The following is a 16262-nucleotide window of genomic DNA, read 5'->3' as shown; positions in this document are numbered from 1 at the left end:
TAAAAATATTTGTTATAGTATTAGTTTTATGGTGTTTTATAAAATTAATTTTTAGAAGAGATGATGAAAAAATTTCAATTTATAATTTTTAGAGAATTATTGTAGTTTTTAAAAAATAATAAATTTTAAAAATTCATATAAATTAACGACTTCTAAAAATAATTCTTCCTTTTGTTAAATCATATGGTGTTAATTCAATAGTGACTTTATCACCTGTAAGTATTCTAATATAATTTTTTCGCATTTTTCCTGAAATATGCGCAGTAATAATATGTTTATTTTCTAATTCTACACGAAACATTGTATTTGGCAATGTATCGATTACTATTCCTTGCATTTCAATATTATCTTCTTTAGACATTTTTTTCTCTAAAATAATAAAAAATTTATATTTAAATTATAACTGATACTAGTCATTTTGACTAGTATGTTTTATGAATATGATAAAGCATGATTTTTAATTAAAAATATTCAAATAACGTTCGCTATCTATCGCTGCCATGCAACCACTGGCGGCAGATGTAATTGCTTGTTTATATACATGATCTGAAACATCACCTGCCGCGAAAATACCAGGGATACTTGTTTGTGTATAATTACCATGCTGTTCTTTTTTGATTTTAATATAACCATTTTCTATTTCTAATTTATTTACAAAAATATCTGTATTAGGAACATGTCCTATTGCAACAAACAACCCAGATACAATGATTTTTTTTTGAATATGTTTTGTAGATTTAATATTGTTAATTATTAAATGTGTAACGCCTAAGATATTTCCGAATATTTCTTGTATAGTATGATTCAAATAAAGTATAACTTTTCCATTTTTTACGAATTCTAATAATCGATTGACTAATATTTTTTCTGCCTTGAAATTGTTTTTACGATGTATTAAATGTATTTTTTTTGCAAAATTTGACAAGTATAATGTTTCTTCTATTGCAGTGTTACCCCCTCCAACTACTGCAATTTCTTTATCTTTATAAAAAAAACCATCGCATATAGCACAAGTAGAGACACCTTTTCCTTTAAATTTCGCTTCTGAATCTAATCCTAAATAGCGAGGATTTGAACCAGTCGCAATAATTACTGAATTAGCTGTGTATTGTTTTTTTTCGCCTAACAAAAAAAATGGATTTTTATTAAATTCTACCGAAATTATTTTATCAGATATAATTTCTGTTTTATATTTGACTGCATGTTCATACATACGATGCATTAATTCTGAACCAGTAATTTGATGTTTATCTCCTGGCCAGTTTTCAATTTCATTAGTATTCATTAACTGACCTCCTTTATTATCTCCAGTAATTAATAGAGGATTCAAGTTTGCTCTTGATGCATATATAGCAGCAGTATATCCTGCCGGTCCTGATCCTAAAATAATGACTTTAGTATGTTTTACAGTTTTCATGTTGTTCCTTTTCATAACAAAAACTTTAAATTTATCATTACAATGATTTTTGTTGCTTTGTAAACTATAATATATTAATTGATATAAAATTTTGTTATTTAATTTTAGTTAATCTAATATTTAAGTAAATATTATATATTAATATAGAAATTATAATTCAAAAATTACTATATAAAATAGTATAGTATATAAAATATATATAAAAATTGTTAGTTATCAAACATCATTAAACAATAGCCAAAATGTTATCATTTTAATTTAAAAGATATAAAATTATGTTAAATCCTTATTTATTACGAAAAGAACTATTTTTAGTTGCAGAAAAATTATCTAAAAAAGGTTTTAAGTTAGATGTTTCATTAATATCTGAAATGGAAAATAAAAGAAAAAAATTACAAGTTCAAACTGAACATTTACAATATCAACATAAGTTGTTATCAAATTTATTCAGAAAATCAAAAATTTCTAAAGAAAATAATGAAAATTTAAAAAATAAAATTATTAAATCTAACCGAAATTTAGATATATTAAAAAATCAATTTAATTTTTTAAAAGAAAAAATTTATAACCTTGCTCTTTCTATACCTAATATTCCGTCTGATGATGTACCAGAAGGATCTACTCCTAATCATAATAAAGAAATAAAATATTGGGGTGATAAAAAAAAATATAATTTTGTTGTTCGAGATCATGTAGAAATAGGTAATAAACTTAATCAAATGGATTGGAAATCTGCAGTGAATATATCAGGATCAAGATTTGTTGTTATGAAAGGAAATATTGCGCTTTTGCATAGAGCATTAAGCCAATTTATGTTAGATGTTCATACTACTCATCATGGATATGTAGAAACATATGTTCCATACTTGGTAAATCATGATGCATTATATGGAACGGGGCAATTACCTAAATTTAGTGATGATTTATTCCATATTAATACTGTGAATAAAAAAAAATATATTTTAATACCAACAGCAGAAGTGCCTTTAACTAATTTGTTTCGGAACCAGATATTAGATGAAAAAAATTTGCCTATTATGTTAACTGCTTATACTCCTTGTTTCAGGTCCGAAGCTTCTTCCTATGGGCGTGATGTTAAAGGTTTAATTCGTTTACATCAATTTGATAAAGTAGAATTAGTTCAAATTGTTAAACCCGAGTTATCTATGGAAACATTAGAAATCTTGACTAATCATGCGGAAAAAATTTTACAACTTTTAGAGCTTCCATATAGAAAAGTTTTATTATGCGCGGGAGAAATGAGTTTTGCTTCAACTAAAACATATGATTTAGAAGTATGGTTTCCTTCTCAAAATAAATATCGAGAAATTTCATCTTGTTCAAATATGGGTGATTTTCAAGCTCGTCGTATGAAAACTCGATATCGAAAAAAAGTTGAAAAAAATAATCATTTTGTACATACGTTAAATGGTTCTGGTTTAGCTATCAGTAGAACACTTGCGGCAATATTAGAAAATTATCAAGAAGAAGATGGTCGGGTAAAAATTCCAAAAATATTACAAACAAAATATATGAAAGATATGCAGTTTATCAGCTAATTATATGTAACAATAAATTATTGGTGTGCAACAATGAATTTAATTTATAATTTTAGTGCTGGGCCAGCTATGATACCTGAAACTGTTCTGTGTAAAGCTAAAAAAGAACTAAAAAATTGGAAAAATTTAGGATGTTCTGTTATGGAGATTAGTCATCGAACTGAAAATTTTTGTCAAGTTGTTAGAGAAGCAGAAAAAGATTTAAAAGATTTATTGAATATATCAGATGCTTATAAAATATTATTTTGCCAAGGAGGAGCTAGAGGTCAATTTTCCGCAATTCCTATGAATTTATTGGGTAAGTTTTCAAAGGCTGATTATATTAATAGCGGTTATTGGTCTAATTCTGCATTTTTAGAATCACAAAAATATTGTAATTCTGAAAATATATTTATTAGAAAAGTAAAGAATCAAAGAACCTATCTTTTAAAACCTGATCAATGGAATATTAATGATGATTCTGCATATGTTCATTATTGCCCTAATGAAACTATAGATGGATTATCATTATATGAAGAACCTAATTTTAAAAATAAAATAATCATTGGAGATTTTTCATCATTTATTTTATCTCGTTCAGTTGATATTAACAAATATGGGGTTATTTACGCTAGTGCTCAAAAAAACATTGGTCCTTCGGGTATTACTATTATTATTATTAGAAAAGATTTAATAGGATATGCTTCTAAATTATGTCCATCTATTTTAAATTATCATATTATAAACCAACATAATTCAATGTTTAACACACCACCTACATTTTCTTGGTATTTGTCAGGTTTAGTTTTTAAGTGGCTTAAAAAACAAGGTGGGGTAAAAGAAATTGAAAAATTAAATAAAGAAAAATCAGATATGTTATATCAGATTATAGACAACAGTAATTTTTATATTAATAATATTAATAAAGAAAACCGATCTCAGATGAACGTGGTATTTCATTTATTTGATTCAAAGTTAAATTCAATTTTTTTAAAAGAATCAGAAAATTTTGGTTTATATGCTTTAAAAGGACATTTTATAGTTGGTGGTATACGTGCTTCAATTTACAATGCTATGCCACTTGAAGGCGTGAAAAAATTAGCAAAATTTATGTTATTTTTTGAAAAAAAATACGGATAAAAAATTATATTTTATTTTCTATTTTAAAAGAGTGTATGTGTATTATGCAAAAATTTTTACAAATGAAACCAGTGTCTTATATAGATGGTGTAATTAATTTACCTGGATCAAAAAGTATATCAAATAGAGCGTTATTATTATCATCCTTAGCTAATGGTGTAACCACTCTTCATAATTTGTTAGATAGTGAAGATACTCAATATATGTTATCTGCGTTAAAAAAAATAGGTATTTTTTATTCTTTATCAGATGGAAATAAAATTTGTCATATTACAGGTAATCATCAGTCATTTAAAGTCTCTAATTCTATTTCATTATTTCTAGGTAATGCAGGAACAGCTATGAGACCGCTTCTTTCTGTATTTTCATTATATAAAAATGATGTGATATTAACTGGAAATAATAGAATGAATGAAAGACCTATTAAACATCTTGTGAATGCTTTACAACAGGGTGGCGCAATTATCGAATATAAAAATAATTTAGGTTATCCTCCAATTTTGATTAAAGGTGGTTTTATAGGTGGTTCAATTATATTAAATGGAACTATTTCTAGTCAATTTTTAACATCATTATTAATAGTTGCTCCTTTGGCCATAAAAAATACAACTATATTTATAAAAGGAAATTTAGTTTCTAAACCATATATAGATATCACAATAAATTTAATAAAATTATTTGGTGTATATATCAAGCATGATACGTATTCCGTTTTTTATATTGAAGGTAATCAGGAATATCAAACACCAGGTAATTATACAATTGAAGGAGATGCTTCTTCAGCCTCTTATTTTTTAGCTGCTTCCGCAATAAAAGGTGGATCTGTTAAAGTTATTGGGGTAGGAAAAAAAAGCATTCAAGGTGATGTAAAATTTGCTAGTGTTCTTGAAAAAATGGGAGCAATTATTAATTGGGGAGATTCTTTTATAATATCTACTAAAAACACATTAACAGCAATAGATTTGGATATGAATGATATTCCTGATGCAGCAATGACTGTTGCTATAGTAGCTTTATTTTCTAAAGGAACGACTATTATAAGAAATATATACAATTGGAGAGTTAAAGAAACAGATCGATTATCTGCTATGACAAATGAATTAAAAAAAGTAGGCGCAATAGTTAAAGAAGGAAAAGATTTTTTATCTATTACTCCTCCTAATAATTTCAATTTTTCTGAAATTAATACGTACAACGATCATCGTATGGCAATGTGTTTTTCGTTGTTATGTTTATCTGATGTAGGTGTTAAAATAATGGATCCAAATTGTGTAATTAAAACTTATCCAGAATATTTTCAAGATTTTTTGACAATTTGTAAAAATTAATAATACACATTTTTCGTTGAAAAAATATTTAATAAATAAAATTTTTTATTTAAAGTAGATTATATAAAAATATGAAAAAAAATATTCCTGTAATTACAATTGATGGCCCTAGTGGGGTTGGAAAAAGTACTTTATGTAATATCATAGCAAACAAATTAAATTGGTATATTCTAGAATCTGGTGTAATATATAGATTATTAGCAGTAATGATATTAAAAAAAAATATTCCTATTATTGAAAAAAATATAGTTTGTTTTTTAAAAAATTTAGATTTTTCTTTATTAAAAAAAAAATAAAATTTCTAAAGTAATTCATTGTCAAATAGTTGGAGAAATAGCTTCTAAATTAGCTACTTATCCTAAAATTAGAAAATTTTTACTTTATCAACAAAGATATTTTCGTAAATTTCCTGGTTTAATAGCAGAAGGAAGAGATATGGGCACTGTAGTATTTCCAGACGCTATTATTAAATTTTTTTTAAATGCTAATTTAGAAACTCGTGTATATCGAAGAATACAACAGCTTAAAAAAATAGGATTATCCATTAATTATCAAGAATTATTTCAACAATTAAAAAATCGTGATGAACGTGATCAAAATCGATTAATTTCTCCTTTATACCCGTCAAAAGATGCTATAATATTAAATTCTACTAATATGAAACTTTCTGAAGTAATTGAATATTCTATGAAAGAAATTAAAAAAAAAATAGTTATATGATTTCTATAAATTTAAAATCTAAATACTAAAAAATCAACTCTATAATAAGGATTATTATAAGATATATCAAACAAGCTCATTTTAGCATGAAGTTAAAATGAACATTAATAAAAATTTTTTAATATTATTAATATGAATGAATCTTTTGCTCAATTATTTGAAGAATCACTAAAAGAAATTAAAACACGTCCTGGTTCTATTATTCGGGGAGTTATTGTTGCCATAGAAAAAGATACAATTTTAGTTGATGCTGGTCTTAAATCTGAATCTGCAATACCATTAGAACAATTTAAAAATTCTCAAGGTTTAGTTGATGTAAAAGTTGGAGATTATGTTGATGTTGCTTTAGATGCTATCGAAGATGGATTTGGAGAAACACTTTTATCTCGTGAGAAAGCAAAAAGACATGAAGCTTGGTTAGTTTTAGAACAAGCACATGAGACATCTAAGACGGTAACTGGTATTATTAATGGCAAGGTGAAAGGTGGTTTTACTGTTGAATTAAATGATATACGAGCATTTTTACCCGGTTCCTTAGTAGATATTAGACCTATTCGAGAAACTATTCATCTTGAAGGAAAAGAATTAGAATTTAAGGTAATAAAATTAGATCAAAAAAGAAATAATGTAGTTGTTTCACGTAGAGCTGTTATTGAATCAGAAAACAGTGCTGAAAGAAATCAGTTGCTGGAAAACTTGCAAGAAGGAATAAAAATTAAAGGCATTGTAAAAAATCTTACAGATTATGGAGCTTTTGTAGATTTAGGAGGTGTAGATGGATTGTTGCACATAACAGACATGGCGTGGAAAAGAGTAAAACATCCTAGCGAAGTAGTAAATGTTGGTGATGAGATTTATGTTAAAATTTTGAAATTTGATAAAGAAAAAACACGTGTATCTTTAGGGCTAAAACAATTAGGCGAAGATCCATGGATAGCTATTTCTACACGTTATCCTGAGGGTGTTAAATTAAGTGGTCGTGTCACAAATCTTACAGATTATGGTTGTTTTGTTGAAATTGAAGAGGGTGTAGAAGGTTTGGTGCATGTGTCAGAAATGGATTGGACTAACAAAAATATTCATCCTTCTAAAGTGGTTGTTGTGAATGATATAGTAGATGTTATAGTTTTAGATATTGATGAAGATCGACGTCGAATTTCACTTGGATTAAAACAATGCAAAATTAATCCGTGGCAGGAGTTTTCTGAAACTCATAAAAAAGGAGTTCATGTTGCTGGTAAAATCAAATCTATTACAGATTTTGGTATTTTTATCGGTTTAAAAGGAGGTATTGATGGATTAGTTCATTTATCTGATATCTCTTGGAAAATTTCCGGCGAAGAAGCAGTAAAAAATTATAAAAAAGGTGATGAAATTTCAGCGGTAGTGTTACAAGTGGATGCAGAAAGAGAACGTATTTCGTTAGGTATTAAACAATTGGAAGAAGATCCTTTTAATACATATATCGCGAATTTTAAAAAAGGAATGGTAGTTAATGGAAAAATTAAATCTGTTGATAATAAACAAGTTATTTTAAACTTATCAGAAGGTATTGATGGAAATATTAAATTTTCAGATTCTTCTATGCAATATGCGGAATTTATTGAAACATTTAAAATTAATGATAATATTTTAGTAAAAATATCTAATTTTGATCGAAAAAATAGAAATGTTAATTTGAATATTCATATTGCAGATAATAATGACAATAAAAAAGATATAAAAAATAAATCAAATAATAAACAAAATGATGAAAAATTTTCTAATGTAATGACTGAGGCTTTTAAAGCTGCTCAAAATACTGAATAATTAATTAAAAAAGTGCATAATACGTTTATAATAGTTAATTGTATAAAGTAAATGAATTTTTAAAATAGAGGATATATGACAAAGTCAGAATTATTCGAAAGAATTGCAAAAAAAAAATTCATATTGAAAATAAAGTAATAGAACTTGCTATAAAGGAAATTCTAGAACAGATGTCTTGTGCTTTAGCTAATGGAAATCGCATTGAAATTCGAGGATTTGGAAGCTTTTCTTTGCATTATAGAACTTCTCGTATAGGTCGGAATCCTAAAACTGGAGAAATAGTTCAATTGAGTGGAAAACACGTGCCTTACTTTAAACCAGGTAAGCAATTAAGAAATCGAGCTAATATATATAAATAAAATATTTAATATTCTATTTTTAGAAACTAAGTCAATATATTATAAAAAACTTAGTTTCTATAATGTATTATATTTAATATCATTTAAATATTCTTAAAGAACACTAAAATGAAAAAAAAAATTATTGTAGCAAATTGGAAATTAAACGGTAATATTCAAACTATTTCTAATTTTTTAGAGTATGTAAAATTAAAAATTTCGCTTTATTTAAAATGTAATACTGTTGTAATTGCTCCTTCAACAATATATCTTGAAAGAGTGTATAGAGATATAAAAGATATTAATATTTTTCTTGGTGCTCAAAATGTAGATGTAAATAAACAAGGTGCTTTTACAGGTGAAACATCTATATTAATGTTAAAAGACATCGGCGTTAAATATGTTATTGTTGGTCATTCTGAAAGACGATATTTCCATGGTGAAAATAACAAATTAATTACACAAAAATTTGGTTTAATTAAAGAGTTGAATTTAATTCCTATTTTATGCATAGGAGAAAGTGAAACCGAAAAAAAACAAAATAAAACCAAAGAAATTTTAAGAAATCAATTAAATATGATTCTTGAAAAATTTGGAGAAAAAGCGTTCGAAAATACGATTATAGCATATGAGCCTATTTGGGCTATTGGAACTGGCGTCTCAGCAGACCCTATATACGTTCAATTAATACATAAATTTATAAAAGATTATATTAATGAATGTAATATAAAGAATCAACAAAACATAATTATTCAATATGGTGGTTCTGTTAATTCTAAGAATGCTAAAAGTTTTTTAGAACAACCTGATATTGATGGTTTATTAGTTGGTAGTGCTTCTTTAATATATGAGGAATTTTTTAACATTCTTGAAATAGCAAATAATATTTCATTAAAATAGTTAATTATCTATAAATTTTTTATAAATCCAACCACCTAAATTTATACCTAAAATTGGTGCAATAGTAGGTATTAAAAAATATGGGAAATAATTATTATTTGAAGTATAAAAAGCTATTTTTTTCCATCCTGTTAAACTTAAAAATATTCTAGGACCTAAATCATGCGCAGGATTTAAAGTAATATTATATGACGCACCTAAAGATACATGAAGAATTGTAACTAATATCCCTATTAAACATGGATTAAATTTTTTTTGAATAACACAAAAATAATTTTTTTTGTTAATTCCCATAAGTATAATAATAAAAATTATTGAAATAATAATTTGTATTATTAAATCATTTATAAAAGTATAATTTTTTTTAGGATAAACACAAAAAATTGAAGCTAATTCAATACTTTCTTTGGTTCCTCTTAAAATGTTGTATTTACGCTCAAAAGCTATCAATTTATTATAGTATATATAATATATTAATATTGTAAAAAAAAAAGAACCAGAGACTTGAGAAATAATATAAGGAATTACTTTTTTTTTATTAAATTTATAAAATAACCAAAAAAAAATAGTAATAGCCGGATTTAAATGAGCACCGGATATTGAAAAACTCAAATAAATTGAGAAAGAAACTGCACACCCCCACATAATACTTGTTTCATATTGATTAAAATGAATATTTGTTAATTTTGAGGCGGCTAAACATCCAACTCCTAAAAATATTATTAAACCTGTTCCTAAAAATTCAACGATGCATTGTTGAAATATATTTTTTTTACTACATATGTTCATTATTTAAATACCTATATAATTTTATTATTAAAAAATTTTAAGTAAATAATAAAATTTAACATTTAGAGCGCCGGAAGAACCGGCACTAATTTTATATTAATAAAGTTTTTTAGCGGTAATTAACCAATCTTTTTTAAAAGTGCGCTTCATATTTTTCAACGCATTTGTTATATCGTTAAATACCATTTTTTCATTTTGTACGCCTACGCATTTACCCTGATAACCTTTCATTAATAACTCTACAGAATAAGCACCCATTCTAGACGCTAGTATACGATCATATACTACTGGGGCGCCGCCTCTTTGAATATGACCTAATATAGTTGCTCTAGTTTCACGATGAGTTTTCTTTTCAATATATTTAGCTAATTCTTCTACATCACATATATATTCTGTAATTGCAACTATTGCGTGTTTTTTTCCTTTTTCAATTCCTGCTTTTATTTCTAATACTAATTCTTCTTTAGAATATTTTATTTCTGGAAGAACGATAAACTCACAACCACCTGCAATAGCAGCGGCTAATGTCAAATCTCCACAGTATCTTCCCATAACTTCCACAATAGAAATACGTTGGTGAGATGAAGATGTATCCCTTAGTCTATCGATAGCTTCAACGACTGTTTCTAAAGCAGTAAAATAACCAATTGTATAGTCAGTTCCGGCTACATCATTATCTATTGTACCTGGAATGCTAATACATGGCATACCCATTTTGGTTAATTTTTGAGCCCCTATATAAGATCCATCACCTCCAATAACAACAAGTGCATCTATTTTTCTTTGTTTTAAATTGTTAATAGCTATATTTCGTACTTCATTTTTACAAAAATCAGAAAATCTAGCAGAACCAAGAAAGGTGCCACCTCGATTAATCATATCCGATACACTATATCTATCCAGTTTTATCATTCGATTTTGATACAATCCTAAATATCCATCATAAATTCCAAATATTTCTAATTTTTTACTTAATGCTGTTCTTACTACTCCCCTAATTGCTGCGTTCATACCAGGAGCATCGCCACCACTGGTTAATACTCCAATTCTTTTAATCATAATCATCTCGTTTTTAACTACTATAAAAAACTATTTTTTATATGTTTAATATTTTAAAATACATTTTTATTAAATATTTTTAAATAATATATTAATTTTATATTGAAATTGAGAATTAAAAACATTAAAAAATTTTAACTAAATTTTATTATATAGTTTAAATATATATTTTTTTTCAAAGGTATATCTTCTCTGTGTGGGATAAGAGATAAAATATTTTATATATTTATTGGTTTTACGTCGAAAATGTATTTTAAATAATTTATTTTAAATAATACCATTTAGTAGGAATGTATTTCTCATTGAATTCTAAAATAATTGGAACAGCAGTTGGAATTTCTAATTCTATGATTTTTTTATCATTGATTTTATTTAAATATTTCATTAATGCTCTTAATGAATTTCCATGAGCTACAATGAGTATATTTTTTTTTTCTTTTAATTGCGGATAAATAAACTGATCCCAATAAGGAATAACTCTTTGTATTGTTTTTTCTAAACTTTCTCCTCTAGGAAGTTTATTAGTATCAATATTAGCATAACGTATATCATTGCCTGGAAAACGTTTATCTTTGATATCTATTATAGGAGGGTTAACGTGAAAACTTCGTCTCCATAAAAGAACTTGTTCATGACCATACTTTTGAAGTATTTCATTTTTATTAAATCCTTCCAACATACCATAGTGTCTTTCGTTTAAACGCCATGATTTTTTAACTGGTATCCAAGGTTGATTTAATATTTTTAAAATATATTGCAAAGTATATATTGCTCTTTTTAACATCGAAGTATGTGCATAATTAAAAAAAAATTTTTCTTTTTTTAATAAAAAACCTGCGTTTTTAGCTTCAATTTTTCCGTTTTGACTGAGTTCTGCGTCATGCCATCCAGTAAATTTATTTAATTTGTTCCATTCACTTTCACCATGTCTAATTAAGACTACTTTGTTCATTATTTAGTCCTTGATGTTTTATGCTAAAATATATACATAAGATATATGTTTTATAAAAATATTTTAATCAATTTTTATTAGTATGTCATTATTTCTTTAAAATAAAATATATTTTATGTTTAAAATATGAAATATAATACTGAAGATAAAAAACATTTAAATAAAATATATGAATAAAAGTACAGTGTAGTATTTTTAAATACTGTACTTTTAATATAATAAAGCTTTAAATTTTCTTAAATATTAATTAAAATCCGATTAAAATCTTCTAATATATTTTTTATTGTATTTAAAAAACTTACAGATTCTTTTCCATCAATTAAACGATGATCATAAGATAATGCTAAATACATCATTGGAAGAATTTTAATTTTTCCATTTACTGCCATTGGTCGTTCTTTGATAGCATGCATTCCTAATATAGCAGATTGAGGTGGATTTATAATGGGCGTAGACATTAAAGATCCAAAAATACCACCATTAGTTATAGTAAATTGCCCTCCAATTAATTCTTCTAATTTTATTTTGTTATTTAAACTTTTTATAGAAAATTCTTTTATTTTTTTTTCTATATCTGCCATAGACATTTTATCGGCATCTTTTAAAACTGGTGTGATTAAACCTCTCGGTGTTGAAACAGCAATGCTAATATTAAAATTTTTATAAAATATAATATCTGTTTTGTCAATGGTAGCGTTGATTTCTGGAAAAGCTTTTAATGCTTCTACTACTGCTTTTACAAAAAAAGACATAAATCCAATACGTACATTGTATTTTTGTTCAAAAGCTTCATTATATTTTTGTCGAAAAGAAATAATTGATTCCATATTTACTTCATTAAAAGTAGTAAGCATAGCAGTATTGTTTTTTGTTTCTAATAATCTTTCTGCTATTTTTTGACGCAATCTAGTCATTTTAACTCTATATTCATTACTTGAATTGCTCAAAATATTATTTGAATCATAATTTTTTGTAATGTTTTTTTCGATATCTTGTTTCCTAAATATAGCATTGAGTTTTCTAGGTGCAATAGAGTATTGATCAATATTGTTAATTTTTGCAAATCGTCTAGCTGAAGGAGTCAAATGACTTTTCGAATATTTATTTGAGGTAATATTAATATATTTATTTTTATTAGGAATTTTGATTTGATTTATGGAAGTGATATTTTCTTTTATTGTTGTATCTATTTTTTTTTTTTCAATGTTATTTGATTTAGTAATATTGCCTATTATTTGGTTCGATTTAACAATGGCACCTTCATTTTCTGAAATAATATTTAATATCCCATTACATGGAGATGATATCTCTAACATTATTTTATCTGTTTCAAGATCAACTATATTTTCATCACAATATACTATATCTCCTCTTTTTTTATGCCATTTTGCTATTGTTGCATCGCTGACAGATTCTGGTAGATCTGGAACAAGAATATTAATTATGTTCATTTTTATTCCTATTATTTAAGTAATTTTTAAATTTAACGCATTTTTTATTAATTTTTTTTGTTCTTTCTTATGTAGTTGAATATGACCTACTGCAGAAGATGCAGAAGACGCGCGACCAACATAATTAAATTTTGAAGACGATGGTAAAATTTGAGATAAATAATTTTTTATATAAAACCATGCTCCTTGATTTAATGGTTCTTCTTGACACCAAATAAAATCTTTAACATAAAAATATTTTTTTAATATATTTGATATTTCATTAGTTGGAAAGGGATATAGTTGTTCGATACGAATTATTGAAACGTTTGTAATATTATGTGTGTCTTGATATTCTAAAAGATCGTAATATATTTTACCAGAACAAAAAATAATACGTTTAATTTTCTTTAAATCATCATTAGTATTATCTATTATTTTTTTAAAATTATTATTTATTATATCTTGTAAAGAAGATGACGCCATAGGATGTCGTAAAAGAGATTTAGGAGTAAAAATAACTAATGGTTTATAAATATTTTCAAAAATTTGTCTTCTTAATAAATGAAATATTTGTGAAGATGTAGTAGGTATACATATTTGCATGTTATTTTGTGCGCAAAGTTGAAGAAATCGTTCAATTCTACCTGAAGAATGCTCCGGTCCTTGTCCTTCATATCCATGAGGTAAAAAAATTACTAAATTAGATATTCTATTCCATTTTTGCTCACTAGAACTAATAAATTGATCAATGACAATTTGAGCTCCATTAACAAAATCTCCAAATTGCGCCTCCCAGATAGTTAAAGTATTTGAAGGATATAAAGAATATCCATATTCAAATGCTAAAACGGCTTCTTCTGATAAAACAGAATCCCAAATTTCAAATTTTCCTTGATTATTTTGAATATTTTTCAATGGTATATAAATAGATCCGTTATTTTGATCATAAATACAAGAATGACGGTGAAAAAATGTTCCTCTTCGAACGTCTTCACCTGAAATACGACATGAAATACCTTCATTAAGTATTGTTGCATATGCTAAAGATTCGGCTGCACCCCAGTCGAATAGTTTATTTCCTTTAGACATTTCGATTCTATCTTGATAAATTTTTTTAACTCTTCTATGTATTTTGATAGATTGAGGAATAGTATTAATACAATATAACAACTGTTCAATTTCTTTGAAATTTAATTTTTTTGATTTTTTTTCTATTTTAAAATGAGGAATTTTTTCATGTGGAAAGTATATAACTTCTTTTATACAAAAAATTTCTTGTCCTGTTTCTAATTTAGAAGAATATTTTTGTATTATGTGATGTATATCATTTGGGGTAATTAATTTTTTATTGATTAATGAAGTAGAGTATATGTCAGTAACAGTAGAATGATTTTGAATTTTTTTATACATAATAGGCTGCGTTACGAAGGGGTCATCTACCTCATTATGACCATGTCTTCTGTAACATACTAAATCTATAAATACGTCTTTATTAAATGTTTTTTTAAAATCTAAAGCTAGTTGAGTTACAAAAATAGAAGATTCTATATCATCAGCATTTACATGAAAAATAGGTGCTTGAATTAATTTTGCAATATCAGTACAATTTTTACTAGACCGAAGATGTCTAGGATTGGACGTAGTAAAACCAATTTGGTTATTGATTACAATATGAACAGTACCACCTACTTCATAACCTTCAGTTTTAGACATATTTAATGTTTCTTGTACAACGCCTTGACCAATAATTGAAGCATCTCCATGAATACTAATAGATAAAACTTGGTTTTTTAGATGTTTTGATTTATCTATAGAGGCTCGTGTTATACCAAGAATTACTGGATTAATTATTTCTAAATGCGATGGGTTGTATTCTAATTTTAAATTAATTACTTTATTTTGATATTTAATTTTTGAGAATCCACCCATATGATATTTAACATCTCCACTTTGTTCCGTACATATGTTATTTTTCCCAGAAAATTCATCAAATAATATTTGAGGATTTTTATTCAATACATTAACTAATACGTTTAATCTACCTCTATGCGCCATACCTATAATAATATCCAAAATATCATTTTTCTTTGAATAACGTATTATTTCATGTAATATTGTAATAAGTGTTTCAGCCCCTTCTAAAGAAAAACGTTTTGCACTAGAAAATTTTTTACCTAAATATTTTTCTAAAGTTTCTGCATAAATTATTTCTTTTAAAAATTGTATTTTTTTTTCTTTTGATATTAAGTTTTCTTTAAAATATAATTCTATATATTCTGTGATCCATCTTTTTTGATATATATTATCAATATACATATATTCAAAACCTACGGAACTACAATATTTATCATTGAGTTTGTTATATAAATCTATTACTTTTATTTTATAACTCGAATTTTTTTGAAAATTAATTTTTATTGTTTTTTGCAATTCATCTTTGTTAAATTTGTAAAAAAAAAGTTCTAAATATGGATATTTTTTTTGATTTTTTAGTTGAATAGGATCTATTAAAGCTTTTTTATAACCTTTCTTTTTAAAAAAATTAATCATTTGATTAATTTTGTAATCGAACTGATTATTATTTTTTTTATTTGATTCTGTATATTCTTTTTCTTTGTTGTTTGTCGATATTTGATTTAAACAATCATTTTTTTTTATGATTTTTTTGTCATAAATGGATAAATTTATAAATTCTTCTTGCCACGTAGGATTAACGGATGACGGATTTTTTAAAAATTCTTGATATATATACTCAATATATTTTTGATTATTTGAAAATAACCAAGAAGAATAAAATAAATCTTTTATCGTATTTTTATTCATAATTTTTATCTAAAAT

The 16262-nt window shown here is 25.5% G+C and carries 14 protein-coding genes and 1 pseudogene; 8 read left to right on the top strand and 7 right to left on the bottom strand.

Annotated features, from left to right (window positions below; genetic code table 11):
• Positions 1-142: 142 nt before the first annotated feature.
• Both infA and trxB read right to left on the bottom strand, forming a co-directional pair.
• Positions 143-361: a translation initiation factor IF-1 gene (gene infA / locus RJT32_RS01585; protein ID WP_343154006.1), complete on the bottom strand. Its 219-nt coding sequence runs from the start codon at positions 359-361 to the stop codon at positions 143-145.
• Between the two features lie 96 nt (positions 362-457).
• Positions 458-1417 carry a thioredoxin-disulfide reductase gene (gene trxB / locus RJT32_RS01580; protein ID WP_343154005.1) on the bottom strand — a complete coding sequence of 320 codons (960 nt, stop codon included), beginning with the start codon at positions 1415-1417 and terminating at the stop codon, positions 458-460.
• Between the two features lie 275 nt (positions 1418-1692).
• On the opposite strand from trxB, the gene serS reads away from it, so the two are divergent.
• The 8 genes and pseudogenes from serS (at position 1693) to tpiA (ending at position 9190) form a co-directional block, all read left to right on the top strand.
• Entirely contained in the window at positions 1693-2976 is a 1284-nt protein-coding gene (gene serS / locus RJT32_RS01575) for a serine--tRNA ligase (protein ID WP_343154004.1), read from the top strand.
• Positions 2977-3009: 33 nt separating this feature from the next.
• Positions 3010-4095, top strand: coding sequence for a 3-phosphoserine/phosphohydroxythreonine transaminase (gene serC / locus RJT32_RS01570; RefSeq protein WP_343154003.1), 1086 nt, complete (start codon positions 3010-3012; stop codon positions 4093-4095).
• Positions 4096-4139: 44 nt separating this feature from the next.
• Positions 4140-5423, top strand: a complete 1284-nt coding sequence (gene aroA / locus RJT32_RS01565) for a 3-phosphoshikimate 1-carboxyvinyltransferase (protein ID WP_343154002.1) — start codon at positions 4140-4142, stop codon at positions 5421-5423.
• Between the two features lie 71 nt (positions 5424-5494).
• On the top strand, positions 5495-5719 hold the full coding sequence (locus RJT32_RS01560) for a (d)CMP kinase (RefSeq protein ID WP_343154001.1): 225 nt from the start codon (positions 5495-5497) through the stop codon (positions 5717-5719).
• 1 nt (position 5720) lies between these two features.
• On the top strand, positions 5721-6143 hold the full coding sequence (cmk, locus tag RJT32_RS01555; protein ID WP_343154526.1) for a (d)CMP kinase: 423 nt from the start codon (positions 5721-5723) through the stop codon (positions 6141-6143).
• 132 nt (positions 6144-6275) lie between these two features.
• Positions 6276-7952, top strand: a complete 1677-nt coding sequence (gene rpsA / locus RJT32_RS01550; protein ID WP_343154000.1) for a 30S ribosomal protein S1 — start codon at positions 6276-6278, stop codon at positions 7950-7952.
• A gap of 75 nt (positions 7953-8027) precedes the next feature.
• Positions 8028-8311, top strand: a pseudogene (ihfB, locus tag RJT32_RS01545) (integration host factor subunit beta).
• 108 nt (positions 8312-8419) lie between these two features.
• A complete protein-coding gene (gene tpiA / locus RJT32_RS01540; protein ID WP_343153999.1) occupies positions 8420-9190 on the top strand; it encodes a triose-phosphate isomerase in 771 nt (256 codons plus the stop codon).
• Here tpiA and RJT32_RS01535 read toward each other — a convergent pair whose 3' ends face one another.
• The 5 genes from RJT32_RS01535 to RJT32_RS01515 form a co-directional block, all read right to left on the bottom strand.
• Positions 9191-9979 carry an MIP/aquaporin family protein gene (locus tag RJT32_RS01535; RefSeq protein WP_343153998.1) on the bottom strand — a complete coding sequence of 263 codons (789 nt, stop codon included), beginning with the start codon at positions 9977-9979 and terminating at the stop codon, positions 9191-9193.
• Positions 9980-10075: 96 nt separating this feature from the next.
• A complete protein-coding gene (gene pfkA, locus RJT32_RS01530) occupies positions 10076-11038 on the bottom strand; it encodes a 6-phosphofructokinase (protein WP_343153997.1) in 963 nt (320 codons plus the stop codon).
• A 262-nt stretch (positions 11039-11300) separates the two neighbouring features.
• Positions 11301-11990, bottom strand: coding sequence for a 2,3-diphosphoglycerate-dependent phosphoglycerate mutase (gpmA, locus tag RJT32_RS01525; RefSeq protein ID WP_343153996.1), 690 nt, complete (start codon positions 11988-11990; stop codon positions 11301-11303).
• Between the two features lie 236 nt (positions 11991-12226).
• Complete coding sequence (gene sucB, locus RJT32_RS01520) at positions 12227-13441, bottom strand: dihydrolipoyllysine-residue succinyltransferase (RefSeq protein WP_343153995.1); 1215 nt, start codon at positions 13439-13441, stop codon at positions 12227-12229.
• Between the two features lie 15 nt (positions 13442-13456).
• A complete protein-coding gene (locus RJT32_RS01515) occupies positions 13457-16246 on the bottom strand; it encodes a 2-oxoglutarate dehydrogenase E1 component (RefSeq protein WP_343153994.1) in 2790 nt (929 codons plus the stop codon).
• Positions 16247-16262 lie beyond the last annotated feature (16 nt).

This window comes from Buchnera aphidicola (Aphis aurantii), from assembly GCF_039388985.1.
Classification (GTDB): Bacteria; Pseudomonadota; Gammaproteobacteria; order Enterobacterales; family Enterobacteriaceae; genus Buchnera; species Buchnera aphidicola_BL.
The sequence above is the reverse complement of the archived record's forward strand: the minus strand, read 5'-3'. Positions and strand labels throughout refer to the sequence as shown.

Excerpts from the sequence above, each read along its gene's own strand:
- infA (WP_343154006.1), bottom strand. The coding sequence starts at position 361 with ATGTCTAAAGAAGATAATATTGAAATGCAAGGAATAGTAATCGATACA.
- trxB (WP_343154005.1), bottom strand. The coding sequence starts at position 1,417 with ATGAAAACTGTAAAACATACTAAAGTCATTATTTTAGGATCAGGACCG.
- serS (WP_343154004.1), top strand. The coding sequence starts at position 1,693 with ATGTTAAATCCTTATTTATTACGAAAAGAACTATTTTTAGTTGCAGAA.
- serC (WP_343154003.1), top strand. The coding sequence starts at position 3,010 with ATGAATTTAATTTATAATTTTAGTGCTGGGCCAGCTATGATACCTGAA.
- aroA (WP_343154002.1), top strand. The coding sequence starts at position 4,140 with ATGCAAAAATTTTTACAAATGAAACCAGTGTCTTATATAGATGGTGTA.
- RJT32_RS01560 (WP_343154001.1), top strand. The coding sequence starts at position 5,495 with ATGAAAAAAAATATTCCTGTAATTACAATTGATGGCCCTAGTGGGGTT.
- rpsA (WP_343154000.1), top strand. The coding sequence starts at position 6,276 with ATGAATGAATCTTTTGCTCAATTATTTGAAGAATCACTAAAAGAAATT.
- tpiA (WP_343153999.1), top strand. The coding sequence starts at position 8,420 with ATGAAAAAAAAAATTATTGTAGCAAATTGGAAATTAAACGGTAATATT.
- RJT32_RS01535 (WP_343153998.1), bottom strand. The coding sequence starts at position 9,979 with ATGAACATATGTAGTAAAAAAAATATATTTCAACAATGCATCGTTGAA.
- pfkA (WP_343153997.1), bottom strand. The coding sequence starts at position 11,038 with ATGATTAAAAGAATTGGAGTATTAACCAGTGGTGGCGATGCTCCTGGT.
- gpmA (WP_343153996.1), bottom strand. The coding sequence starts at position 11,990 with ATGAACAAAGTAGTCTTAATTAGACATGGTGAAAGTGAATGGAACAAA.
- sucB (WP_343153995.1), bottom strand. The coding sequence starts at position 13,441 with ATGAACATAATTAATATTCTTGTTCCAGATCTACCAGAATCTGTCAGC.
- RJT32_RS01515 (WP_343153994.1), bottom strand. The coding sequence starts at position 16,246 with ATGAATAAAAATACGATAAAAGATTTATTTTATTCTTCTTGGTTATTT.